Source organism: Streptomyces sp. 8N114 (assembly GCF_052245835.1).
Classification (GTDB): Bacteria; Actinomycetota; Actinomycetes; order Streptomycetales; family Streptomycetaceae; genus Streptomyces.
Window position 1 is genome coordinate 52026 of the sequence record NZ_JBQQBT010000024.1, and the last position, 11738, is coordinate 63763.

At 70.4% G+C, this 11738-nt stretch carries 7 protein-coding genes; 3 read left to right on the forward strand and 4 right to left on the reverse strand.

Annotated features, from left to right (window positions below; genetic code table 11):
- Positions 1–154: 154 nt before the first annotated feature.
- A complete protein-coding gene (locus ACTWQF_RS31005) occupies positions 155–3421 on the forward strand; it encodes a phosphodiester glycosidase family protein (RefSeq protein ID WP_443283085.1) in 3267 nt (1088 codons plus the stop codon).
- A 120-nt stretch (positions 3422–3541) separates the two neighbouring features.
- Here ACTWQF_RS31005 and ACTWQF_RS31010 read toward each other — a convergent pair whose 3' ends face one another.
- The 4 genes from ACTWQF_RS31010 to uvrB all read right to left on the reverse strand — a co-directional run bounded on the left by ACTWQF_RS31010 (position 3542) and on the right by uvrB (position 9750).
- Positions 3542–4537: a TerC family protein gene (locus ACTWQF_RS31010; protein WP_443283053.1), complete on the reverse strand. Its 996-nt coding sequence runs from the start codon at positions 4535–4537 to the stop codon at positions 3542–3544.
- 327 nt (positions 4538–4864) lie between these two features.
- Positions 4865–6823: a TerD family protein gene (locus ACTWQF_RS31015; RefSeq protein WP_443283054.1), complete on the reverse strand. Its 1959-nt coding sequence runs from the start codon at positions 6821–6823 to the stop codon at positions 4865–4867.
- Positions 6824–6875: 52 nt separating this feature from the next.
- Entirely contained in the window at positions 6876–7454 is a 579-nt protein-coding gene (locus ACTWQF_RS31020) for a TerD family protein (protein ID WP_443283055.1), read from the reverse strand.
- A gap of 175 nt (positions 7455–7629) precedes the next feature.
- The gene (gene uvrB, locus ACTWQF_RS31025; RefSeq protein WP_443283056.1) at positions 7630–9750 is read right to left on the reverse strand and encodes an excinuclease ABC subunit UvrB; all 2121 of its coding nucleotides are present in this window, start codon (positions 9748–9750) and stop codon (positions 7630–7632) included.
- 204 nt (positions 9751–9954) lie between these two features.
- On the opposite strand from uvrB, the gene ACTWQF_RS31030 reads away from it, so the two are divergent.
- Positions 9955–10971, forward strand: a complete 1017-nt coding sequence (locus tag ACTWQF_RS31030; protein ID WP_443283057.1) for a glycerophosphodiester phosphodiesterase — start codon at positions 9955–9957, stop codon at positions 10969–10971.
- A gap of 148 nt (positions 10972–11119) precedes the next feature.
- Positions 11120–11680, forward strand: coding sequence for a methylated-DNA--[protein]-cysteine S-methyltransferase (locus ACTWQF_RS31035; RefSeq protein ID WP_443283058.1), 561 nt, complete (start codon positions 11120–11122; stop codon positions 11678–11680).
- Positions 11681–11738 lie beyond the last annotated feature (58 nt).

Genomic DNA, 11738 nt, shown 5'->3' on the forward strand with positions numbered 1-11738 from the left:
CCCGGCAGCAGCCGTCTCCGCGCTGCTGACCGGTCTGCTGCCGGCCGGCACGGCCTTGGCGACGGCCGACGAATCCACCGCCCGACCGACAACAACAGCCTCAGCCGTTGGCGAGCCGCAACCGGAGCCGGAAGCCGTGGCCGACGGCGACGGCATGGAGCTCTCGCGCACCACCCGCCCCATCGCCCCCGGCGCCGAACTCACCTCCTTCGACCGGCTCGAATCCGACAAGTGGCTGCGGGCCGACGCCCTCACTCTCAAGCTCGGCAGCGGCCGCACCGGGGCCACGGCCGACTACCTCTCCTCCGGCAAGGTCACCGAGCGCCGGACGGTCAGCGAGCTGGCCAAGGCGCACGACCCCGGCAAGGGACGCCGTACCGTCGCCGCGTTCAACGCCGATTTCTTCGACATCCACGAGACAGGCGCCCCGCTCGGCCCCGGCGTACGCGACGGCAAGCCCACCCACTCCCCCGCTCCCGGCGTCTCCGAAGCGGTCGGCGTCGGCCCCGAGGCGGCGGGCCGCATCCTGGACCTGTACTTCGAGGGCACCGTCACCCTCCCGGAGGACACCGCGCCGCTCCGCGGCCGGGACGCCGCGAACGTCCCCGAGGACGGCATCGGGCTGTACGACGCGAACTGGGGTTCGGCCGACCGGGCGCTGACGGTCGACCAGGACCCGGACGTGACGGAGGTGACCGTCGAGAACGGCAAGGTCGCCTCCGTGGCCGAGAAGCCCGGAAAGGGTGACATCCCCGAGGGCGTGGGCGTCCTCATCGGCCGGGGTGAAGGCGCCGAGCAGCTGGCCGAGCTGCACACCGGGGACCCGGTCAGCTGGACGTACCGGGTGCGTACCGACGACGGCTCGTCCGTGCCGCGTACGGCGGTCGGCGGGCGCGGGGTGCTGGTCGAGGACGGGAAGCCGCAGAACTGGGAGGGCCGGCCGAACAACGCGGCGGCACCCCGCACCGCGGTCGGGTTCTCCAAGGACGGCGGCACGATGCATGTGCTGACGGTGGACGGCAGGCAGGCCGCCTCGGGCGGGGTGACACTGACCGAACTCGGGCGGATGATGCGGGACTTGGGTGCCCACAACGCCCTCAACCTGGACGGCGGCGGCTCCTCCACCCTGCTGGCCCGCGAGCCGGGCGGCGCCACGCTCCAGCTGGAGAATTCGCCCTCCGACGGAGAGGAGCGCGAGGTACCCGACGGTCTGGCGCTGACCGCGCCCGAGGGTTCAGGCCGGCTGTCCGGCTTCTGGATGAAGACGGCCATCGACCCGGGCAAGGCGGCCACGGCGGACAACATGCCGGGCGGCCACCCCGACCGCGTCTTCCCCGGCCTGACGCGCAAGCTGACCGCCGAGCCCTACGACGAGACGTACGGCCCCGCCGACGGCGCGCCGCGGCCGGGGTGGCGCACGACGCGGCCGGACGTGGGCCGGGTCGACGGGCAGGGCGTCTTCACGGCCCGCCGGGCCGGCAGCACCGACGTCACCGCACGTGCCGGCGCGGCGAAGGGAGCCACCGAGCTGCGGGTCCTCGGCGAGCTCGACCGCCTCCGGCCCACCACGGACCGGGTGGCGCTGGCGGACGGCGCCGCCAGCGCGTCGTTCAAGCTGATCGGTTACGACGCGGACGGCAACAGCGCGCCCATCGAGCCGGGCGACGCGCAGCTGTCGTACGACCGTTCGCTCTTCTCCATCGTTCCGGACAAGGACACCGCCGCCGGTGCGTTCACCGTCCGGACCCGTTCCGGGCAGGACTCTGCCGCGGGCACGGTGACCGTCACGGTGCGGGGACACACCACGCGGCTGGCCGTCACGGTCGGGCTGCGGGAACAGCAGGTGGCCGATTTCGACGACGCGGCCAAGTGGTCGTTCAGCGGTGCCCGCGCCACCGGCGCGGTGGCAGCAGAGCCGGCCGGCAAGGAAGGTGGCGGGCTCAAGCTCAGCTACGACTTCACCCAGTCGACGGCCACCCGCGCCGCCTACGCCAACCCGCCCGCCGAACGGGAGATTTCCGGCCAGCCGCGCAGCTTCACCATGTGGATAAAGGGCGACGGCTCGGGGGCCTGGCCCTCGCTCCACCTCAAGGACGCGGCAGGCACCGACCAGATACTGCGCGGACCGCTGGTGGAGTGGAAGGGCTGGCAGCAGGTCACCTTCGAGGTGCCGGAGGGGGTGGCCTATCCGCTGAAGCTGCGCCGTTTCTACCTCGCCGAGACCAGGCCCACCGCTCAGTACAAGGGTGAGGTGGTGCTGGACGAGCTGGTCGCACGGACGCCGCCGGATGTCGACCTTCCGGCTGCCGGGCGCCCGCACGATCCGCTGATCTCCACCGCCGCCGACACGGCCGGCCGCGACTGGCGGTTCGCGGTGATGTCGGACGCCCAGTTCGTGGCGCGCGACCCGGACAGCGAATCCGTACGGCAGGCACGCCGGACCCTGCGCGAGATCCGCGCCGCACGGCCCGACTTCGTGTTCGTCAACGGGGATCTGGTGGACGAGGGCGCACCGGCTGATCTGGCGTTCGCACGGAAGATACTGGAGGAGGAGCTGGGTGACGCGGTCGCCTGGTACTACGTGCCGGGCAACCACGAGGTGATGGGCGGCTCGATCGCCAACTTCGTCAAGGAGTTCGGCCCGGCGCAGCGCACCTTCGACCACCGCGGGACGCGCTTCATCACGCTGGACACTTCGTCGCTGACGATACGAGGCGGTGGATACGCACAGTTCCAGGAACTACGGCGGCAGTTGGACGACGCGGCGCGGGACCGGAACATCGACTCGGTCGCCGTGATCGAGCACGTACCGCCGCGCGATCCGACGCCTCAGCGGGCCAGCCGGCTCACCGACCGGATGGAGGCCGATCTGCTGGAGCGATGGCTGGCCGATTTCCGAAGCCGCTCGGGCAAGGGCGCGGCGCTGGTGGCGGGGCATGTCGGTGCCTTCGACGCCTCCCGGGTGGACGGCGTCCCGTATCTGGTGAACGGGAACTCGGGCAAGGCTCCCGCCGCACCGCCGGACGAGGGCGGCTTCACCGGCTGGTCGCTGCTGGGCGTCGACCAGGGACGGCCCCCGCGCGACGGTGACTGGATCTCGGCGCAGACCCGCGCCCATGTGGACGCGCTGCTGCTGGACGCGCCCGAACGGCTCGCGGTGGGCGGCGAGGCCAAGGTGTCGGCGACGGTGCAGCAGGGAAGCGGACCGACCGCGCGCCGGGTCCCGGTCGGCTGGCCGGTAAGCGCGGACTGGCCGGGCTCACCGGGCCTGTGTGTGAAGGGCACCACGCCGCGTGGCCGCTGTGTGGCCTCGTACGATCCGGCCGACGGCGCCCTCACCGGGCGCAGTCCCGGCACGGTCACTCTTTCGGTGATCGTCAACGGAGAACGCGCCGAGAAGAAGGTGACCGTCACCCGGTAGCCCGGGAGCCCGGGAGCCCCTGCGAAACCTGCCGGAAGACCCCGGCCCCGCCCCCTACCGGAAGGAGTGGCGGGGCGGGGCCGGAGACCGGAGGGCGCGGGGTGGGTCCCCGGCCGAGTCTCAGGAGTCGGCGTGGGCCTGCTTTTCCTTCTCGGCTTCCTCGGCTGCCTGCGACTGCTTACGGGAGGCCATCAGCGAGGTGATCGTCGTGACGATCAGCACGGCGCAGATGACGCCCAGCGAGACCGGAATGCTGATCTCCGGCACATGCACCCCAGTCTCATGCAGGGCGTGCAGCACCAGCTTGACGCCGATGAAGCCCAGGATGACCGAGAGCCCGTAGGACAGGTGGACCAGCTTCTGCAGCAGTCCGCCGATCAGGAAGTACAGCTGCCGCAGGCCCATCAGGGCGAAGGCGTTCGCGGTGAAGACGATGTACGGGTCCTGGGTGAGACCGAAGATCGCGGGGATGGAGTCCAGCGCGAACAGCACATCGGTGGTGCCGATCGCGAGCATCACGATCAGCATCGGCGTCATCAGCCGCTTGCCGTTCTCGACGATGAACAGCTTGGTGCCGTGGTACTTGTCCGTCGAGGGGAAGCGCCGCTCGACCGCCTTGAGCAGCCTGTTCTCCTCGAACTCCTCCTCTTCCTCGCCGGAGCGGGCCTCCTGGATCAGCTTCCAGGCGGTCCAGATGAGGAAGGCCCCGAAGATGAAGAACACCCAGGAGAAGGTCGAGATGATCGCGGCGCCCGCCGCGATGAACACGCCGCGCAGCACCAGCGCGATCAGCACCCCCACCATCAGCACCCGCTGCTGGTAGATGGACGGCACCGCGAACTTCGCCATGATCAGCACGAAGACGAAGAGGTTGTCGACGCTGAGCGACTTCTCGGTGATGAAGCCCGCGAAGAACTCACCCGACGCCTGACCGCCCCCGAACATGAAGAGGCCGAGCCCGAAGATGACGGCGAGGACGATCCAGACGGTCGTCCAGATGCCTGCTTCCTTGAGCGAGACATCGTGCGGCTTGCGGCCGCCGATGAAGAAGTCGACCGCGATGAGGGCGCACAGACCGACGATGGTCAGCGCCCAGGCGGTCATGGATATCTCCATGAACATTCCTCCGGCTTGCATTCGAGCATGGGCCGGAGGTCTCTTCCACCCGAGCACGCCGCCCACAGCGGACCGGGCCGGTGCCCCGGGACCGTCCTGTCCGGTCCGTACTGACGGGGTCACCGCGTGGCTGGGAATACTCCCCTCCGTTGAAGAGAGAGTAAAGTAATCCCATGAAAAGGTAAAGCTCGGGACCTGGGGGAGCCCAGGTCCCGGTTGTCGGAGAAGCGTCACCTGCTCAGTCGGTCGGCTCAGTACGGCTACTCAGCCCTTGCTCAGCCCGCCTGCTCAACCCTCCGGCCCAGGCCGCCGCTCAGGCCCGTCCGCTCAGCCCTCCGAAGCGTGCCGCGCGGCCACGACGCGGCGCAGTACCTGCGGTACGACCTGGCTGTTGCTGGGCGCCAGCGGCGGCTCGTACGTCCAGGCGTGGCCCACCCACGGGTCGGCGAGATGGTCGTCCGGCACCGGCGTCAGCCGCATCAGCGACCGCCACAGCGGGTCGAGAACCGGGCCGTAACCGCGCGCCTCGTCCCGGTCGGCGACCATCAGCAGGCTGACCCCGACCGAGGGGCCCTCGTCCGCGAGGTAGCGCAGCTGGTTGACGGCGCGGTCGTCGAAACCGTGCGGGAAGTCGTGCACGACCAGCAGCTGGTCGGCCAGATCCAGATCGGGCGGGAGGGCGTCGGTGGCCCGGCTGCGTACCGCCATCTGTACGAGGTCGACGCGCTGCGTCAACCGCTCCAGGGTGCGTGCCACCCCGGAGGCACCCGCGGCGGGCGGCTCCCGCAGCACGCCGGACTCCACCAACGGCAGCAGCGAGGTGGCGGCCGAGCCTGCCGGGTCGATGACGTGCAGGGTCATCTCGTCGGCGGGGTGTACGGCGACGATACGGGCGGCCAGCGCGGTGGCGGTCAGCTGCGCGAGGCGGCGCAGCTCGTCCGCGTCCGCCAGACCGGCCTCGCCGCCCCGCAGCCGACCGCTGTCGATCCACAGGCCCCGCTCCAGCGGCAGCCGCACCAGCATGGGGATGCGCAGCTCGGCGCGCTCCGGAATGCTCAGATCACCCACCCGGAGGGCCATGGGGCGCTCGGCGGGCGGCTCGTACGCCTGCCAGACCGGATTGTCCCAGCGGGCCAGCGCCGGCGGCAGCGCCGGCTCGACCACCTCGGACTCGGCCTCCAGCTGGGCCACGTCCCGCTCCAGCACCGCACGGGCCTGCTCCACCAGCGCGCTGTGCTTGGCCCGGGCCTCGGCGCGGGCGGCATCCGCCGCGGGGCCGGTGCGGGTACGCGGGTCGTCGAGCACGCCCTCGAGTTCGCGGTCCATGCGGGAGTCGGCGAAGTCGACGGCCGAGCGGTAGGCCGCGACGCTGCGGGCCAGGTCCTCGAACATGCCCCAGACCTGGTTGTAGAGCCGCTCCTCCATCGACCAGCCGGGGGCGTCCCCGGCGACTGGCTGGGAGCTGTCGCCGCCCTCGCCCTGTGGCCCGGCACCGGACTGCGGAGGCACGGCGGCGGACTGTGCGGGCCCGGCTGTGGGCTGCGGAGCGGCCGTCGCGCGCCGCGGGTGGCGGTAGTCGATCGGGCCGCCGCCCGTGCCGGTTCCGGCCGGGGCGGCGGACTGCTGGGCCTCGGCAGCGGGCTGGGCCGCAGCCGCGGCGGGCTGTCCCGCCTCCGTGCGGGCGCCCGCGGCGTGCCGGGTCGGCCGGTCCGGTGCGGGCGCCACCGAACGGGCCATCCCGGCGGCCACCGCCTCGTTGATGGTGTCGGCGAGCGCGTTCGCCTCGGCCAGGCCCTGGTCGGCGAGCATCGCGGCGAGCCCGTCGGCGTACCCCTGCCCGACGGCCCGGACCTTCCAGGTGTCCTGGCGCTGATACAGCTCCAGGGCGACCACGGCCGACTCGGCGCTCAGCCCCGTCACCGTGTAGCTGACGATCTGCTCGCCGTCCTGGCCGGTGACGGCGAGGAACGGCGCGGCAAGACCCGCGAAGCCTGCCGGGGCGCCCGGCACCGTCGGCAGGGCCAGCAGGATGTTCACCCGGTGAACGTCCTGCGGCAGCGCACCCGGGTCGACGGCGAGGTGGTGCACGGCGGCCGCCTGGCGGGACACCTCGATCCCGGGCAGCTGCGGCGCTGCGGGGTGGGCGATCCACCCCGCGTCGCGCATCCGCCCCTGCTCGTCGTTGAGCGTCGCCCCGGCGACGATCGGGGTGCCCGCCGTCACCCGGATCTCCACCCGGGTCCCGGGCAGCGGGTGGTTCTGCCCCCGGACCAGCTCGGCCGTCATCGTCGTGCCTCTCCCCTGTGGCTCGTCACACCTGCGGCAGAATCCCGGCCTGTTACAGCTTCGGCAGGATCGTCGGCATCAGGTCCTGGAAGGTGCGGCCGTTGGCGGGCTCACCGATGGCGGTCATCTGCCAGCCGTTGCCCTGCCGGTGGACCTTGGCCATGATCTGCGCGGTGTACTGGCCGCCTCCGGTGAGGGTGTAACGGGCCATCTCCTGGCCGTTGGTCTCGTCGACGAGGCGGCAGAAGGCGTTCTCGACCTCGGCGAAGGTCTGCCCGGTGAACGAGTTGACCGTGAAGACGATCTGGTCGATGTGGACCGGAACGCGCTGCAGGTCCACCAGGATCGCCTCGTCGTCGCCACCCTGCCCCGCGCCGCCCACCAGGTTGTCACCGGTGTGCTTGACGGAGCCGTCGTCGCTCACCAGGTGGCGGAAGAAGACCACGTCGACCGGCTGCTTGTCGGCGAAGAGCACCGCCGACGCGTCGAGGTCGATCTCCTTGGAGCGCTTACCGAACAGCCCGCGACGCTGAGCGGCCTGCCAGCCCAGGCCCATGCGCACCGCCGTGAGCGTGGCTCCGTCGCTCTTCTGAAGGCTGATCCCCTGGCCCTTGGACAAGTTGACCGACACGTGCGTCCCCTCTCTTGAACCGGGGCCGCCACCGGCCGACGGCCACCAGGCACAGAACCCTACGCAAGGGCACCGACAGCCCGGACGGCCGCCCAGGACTTGTGTCGGTCTTGCAACACTCCACGCGGGGCCGCTACCGACAGTGGTCCGTGCGGGGCGGTCCCCTTGCCCGGCGTTACTTGAGCCCCGCCTCCTTCATCTGGCGCAGCTCCTTCTTCAGTTCACCGACCTCGTCACGCAGCCGGGCGGCCACCTCGAACTGGAGCTCGGCGGCGGCGGCGCGCATCCGCTCGGTCAGATCCTCGATGGTCTGGGCCAGTTCGGCGGCGGGCCGGTCGGTCAGCTCACCGGCCGCGGCGCCCTTGGCGGCCCGGCTCTTGGCGGGGGTGGGCGCCTTGGTCTTGCCCTTGCCCGTCTCGTCCCGCTTGCGGTAGCCCGTGTCCAGCAGCGTCTCGGTGTCGATCTCCTCGCGGACGATGTCCGCGACGATGTCGCCGATCTTCTTGCGCAGCGGCTCGGGGTCGATGCCATGTTCCTCGTTGTAGGCGATCTGCTTCTCGCGGCGCCGGTTGGTCTCCTCGATCGCCCGCTGCATACCGGGGGTGACCTGGTCCGCGTACATGTGCACCTGGCCGGAGACGTTACGGGCCGCGCGGCCGATGGTCTGGATCAGGGAGGTGCCGGAGCGCAGGAAGCCCTCCTTGTCGGCGTCCAGGATGGCCACCAGGGAGACCTCTGGCAGGTCGAGGCCCTCGCGCAGCAGGTTGATGCCCACCAGCACGTCGTACTCGCCGGAGCGCAGCTCGCGCAGCAGCTCGATGCGGCGCAGGGTGTCCACGTCGCTGTGCAGATAGCGGACCCGGATGCCCAGCTCCAGGAAGTAGTCCGTCAGATCCTCGGCCATCTTCTTGGTGAGGGTGGTGACCAGCACCCGCTCGTCGCGCTCCTCGCGCAGCCGGATCTCGTGCACCAGGTCGTCGATCTGGCCCTCGGTCGGCTTGACGACCACCTCCGGGTCGACCAGCCCGGTGGGGCGGATGACCTGCTCCACAAAGCCGTCGGAGCGGGCCAGCTCGTAGGGGCCAGGCGTCGCCGAGAGGTAGACCGTCTGGTCGGTGCGCTCCAGGAACTCCTCCCACTTCAGCGGGCGGTTGTCGAGCGCGGAGGGCAGCCGGAAGCCGTGGTCGATCAGTGTGCGCTTGCGCGCCGCGTCGCCCTCGTACATGGCGCCGATCTGCGGGACCGTCTGGTGCGACTCGTCGATGACCAGCAGGAAGTCGTCGGGGAAGTAGTCCAGCAGGGTGTGCGGCGCCGAGCCGGGGTCACGGCCGTCGATGTGCCGGGAATAGTTCTCGATGCCGGAGCAGGTGCCGATCTGGCGCATCATCTCGATGTCGTACGTCGTCCGCATCCGCAGCCGCTGGGCCTCCAGAAGCTTGCCCTGCTTCTCCAGCGTGGCCAGCGTCTCGGCCAGCTCGGCCTCGATCGCGCCGATGGCGCGCTCCATGCGCTCCGGGCCCGCCACGTAGTGGGAGGCGGGAAAGACGTACAGCTCCTGGTCGTCCGAGATCACCTCGCCGGTGAGCGGGTGGAGGGTGGAGAGGGCCTCGATCTCGTCACCGAACATCTCGATGCGGACGGCCAGCTCCTGGTAGACCGGGAAGATCTCGATGGTGTCGCCCCGGACCCGGAAGGTGCCCCGGGTGAAGGACATGTCGTTGCGGGTGTACTGCACGTCGACGAAGCGGCGCAGCAGCTCGTCCCTGTCGACCTCCTGGCCGATCTTCAGCGGCACCATGCGGTCCACGTACTCCTGCGGGGTGCCCAGGCCGTAGATGCAGGAGACGGAGGCGACGACGACCACGTCACGCCGGGTGAGCAGCGAGTTCGTCGCGCTGTGGCGCAGCCGTTCGACCTCCTCGTTGATCGAGGAGTCCTTCTCGATGTAGGTGTCCGTCTGCGGGACGTACGCCTCCGGCTGGTAGTAGTCGTAGTACGAGACGAAATACTCGACCGCGTTGTTCGGCAGCAGCTCGCGGAACTCGTTGGCGAGCTGCGCTGCCAGGGTCTTGTTCGGCGCCATCACCAGCGTCGGGCGCTGGAGCTTCTCGATCATCCATGCAGTGGTGGCCGACTTGCCGGTGCCCGTGGCACCCAGCAGCACGACATCCTTCTCATCTGCGGTGACCCGCTGGGCGAGCTCCGCGATGGCGGTCGGCTGGTCGCCGCTGGGCTGGTACGGGCTGACGACCTCGAAAGGCGCCACCTTGCGTTGGATCTCGGTGTTGGGCCGCATGCTCACAACGGTACGACTCACCACTGACAGCGGGCTCCCGCCCGCAAACTACCCCCCACTGGCAGATAGCTGCCAATTTGTTCCGTCGCAGGTCAGCGGCTCATGCACCGCTCGTTCAGCTCTACGCCACTTTGTCCCCGCTTGTTTGTATTGCGCATCGGGAACTGTTTCGGCAGTCCGTGCAGCACAAGCGAGGAGTCCCGCATGTCGATACGCCCGCTGACCGCTACCGCCGCAGGTGCGCTGCTGGGTATGAGCGCGCTCTTCCTCACCGCCGCGCCGACCGCCGCGGCCTCGGATCGGTCGGCGAGACAGACACCGGATCCCGTCGTCGATCCCGTCGACCCCGAACCCGCCGACCCTGAGCCCGCCTACGCTGCCGAACCCACCGGCACCGAGACACCTGCGACCAAGCCTGGTGTTCGAAAGCCACGCCAGGCCCCCGTTCCGGTTGCGCACAGGGGAGCATCCGGTTACGCGCCGGAGAACACGCTCGCCGCCGTCGACAAGGCCCACGATCTCGGCATCGACTGGGTCGAGAACGACGTGCAGCGCACCAAGGACGGCAAGCTCATCGTCATCCACGACACCACGCTGTCCCGCACCACGAACGTCGAGAAACGCTTCCCGAACCGCAGCCCGTGGAAGGTCTCCGACTTCACCCTCAAGGAGATCAAGACGCTGGACGCCGGAAGCTGGTTCGGCAGCAAGTTCAAGGGCCAGAAGATCCCCACCCTGAACGAGTTCCTGGACCGGCTGAACAGGAACGGGCAGGAGCTCCTGCTGGAGCTCAAGTCGCCCGCCCTCTACCCCGGCATCGAACGCGAGACCCTGGCCGCACTTCGGTCCAAGGGCTTTCTGGGCCTCAACACCCGAAACAAGCTGATCATCCAGAGCTTCGACAAGGCATCGGTCAAAAAGATCCACCAGCAGCAGTCCCAGGTGAAGACGGGCTTCCTGGGCACCCCGAAGACCAGCGACCTGAAGGAATACGCCAAGTTCACCGACCAGATCAACCCCACCTACACGGACGCCACCGAGAAGTATGTGAACGCCGTTCACGCGCTCAAGGGCCCCCACAACAAGGCGCTGGAGGTCTTCACGTGGACCGTGAACGACGCCGGCACCGCCCGTAAGGTCGCCGACGCGGGTGTGGACGGCATCATCTCCAACAAGCCGGACGTGGTCCGCGACGCCACGCAGAGGTCACCCCTCGGCTGAGCGCCGCCTCCGAAGGCCGGGGCCGAGCCGCGGCCCCGGCCGGGGGCGGAGCCCAGGGACGGAGGCCGGAGCCCTGGGCCGGAACCTGAGCCCGGGGCGCCGGACGGCAGCCGCCGGGACTGTCAGTGGGGGCCTCTAGGGTGCCGGTATGACTGACACCCCGGTGCGGCAGCCGGCTTGGACCCTGCGGGAGACGCCCATCGGGCCGCTGCTGCTCGCGGCCACCGAGGAGGGCCTGGTCAACGTCGTCTTCCACGCGCGAGGACGCACGCTCGACCAGGCCCTCTCCCGGCTGTCCGGGCGCCTGGGCGCCGAGCCGCTCCCCGCCGAGCGCGCCCCCGCACCGCCCGGCCACCTCGCCGCAGCCGCAGCGGAGCTCGACCGCTACTTCGCGGGCTCCCGCGGCCCCTTCACCGTCCCGCTGGACTGGTCGCTGACCGGCGGCTTCAACGAGCGGGTCCTGCGCGAGCTGGCGGCCCATGTGCCGTACGGGACGACCGTCGGCTATCAGGATCTGGCGCTCCGCGTGGGCGACCCCGGCGCGGCCCGCGCGGTCGGCGTCGCCATGGGCGCCAACCCGCTGCCGGTCGTGGTGCCCTGCCACCGTGTGCTGGAGAGCTCGGGTGCGATAGGCGGCTTCGGCGGCGGCCTGGAAACCAAGCGGGCCCTTCTCGCCCTGGAGGGTGTACTGCCGGAGCCCCTGTTCTGACCGTCCGTGGATCCTCCGTAAGTCCGTGGTGGCAGGCGGCGTGAGGTGCCAGACTGCG

What these genes read in the sequence shown, in the direction of transcription:
- ACTWQF_RS31005 (WP_443283085.1), top strand. Translation starts at nt 155, where the DNA reads ATGGAGCTCTCGCGCACCACCCGCCCCATCGCCCCCGGCGCCGAACTC.
- ACTWQF_RS31010 (WP_443283053.1), bottom strand. Translation starts at nt 4,537, where the DNA reads ATGGAGATATCCATGACCGCCTGGGCGCTGACCATCGTCGGTCTGTGC.
- ACTWQF_RS31015 (WP_443283054.1), bottom strand. Translation starts at nt 6,823, where the DNA reads ATGACGGCCGAGCTGGTCCGGGGGCAGAACCACCCGCTGCCCGGGACC.
- uvrB (WP_443283056.1), bottom strand. Translation starts at nt 9,750, where the DNA reads ATGCGGCCCAACACCGAGATCCAACGCAAGGTGGCGCCTTTCGAGGTC.
- ACTWQF_RS31030 (WP_443283057.1), top strand. Translation starts at nt 9,955, where the DNA reads ATGTCGATACGCCCGCTGACCGCTACCGCCGCAGGTGCGCTGCTGGGT.
- ACTWQF_RS31035 (WP_443283058.1), top strand. Translation starts at nt 11,120, where the DNA reads ATGACTGACACCCCGGTGCGGCAGCCGGCTTGGACCCTGCGGGAGACG.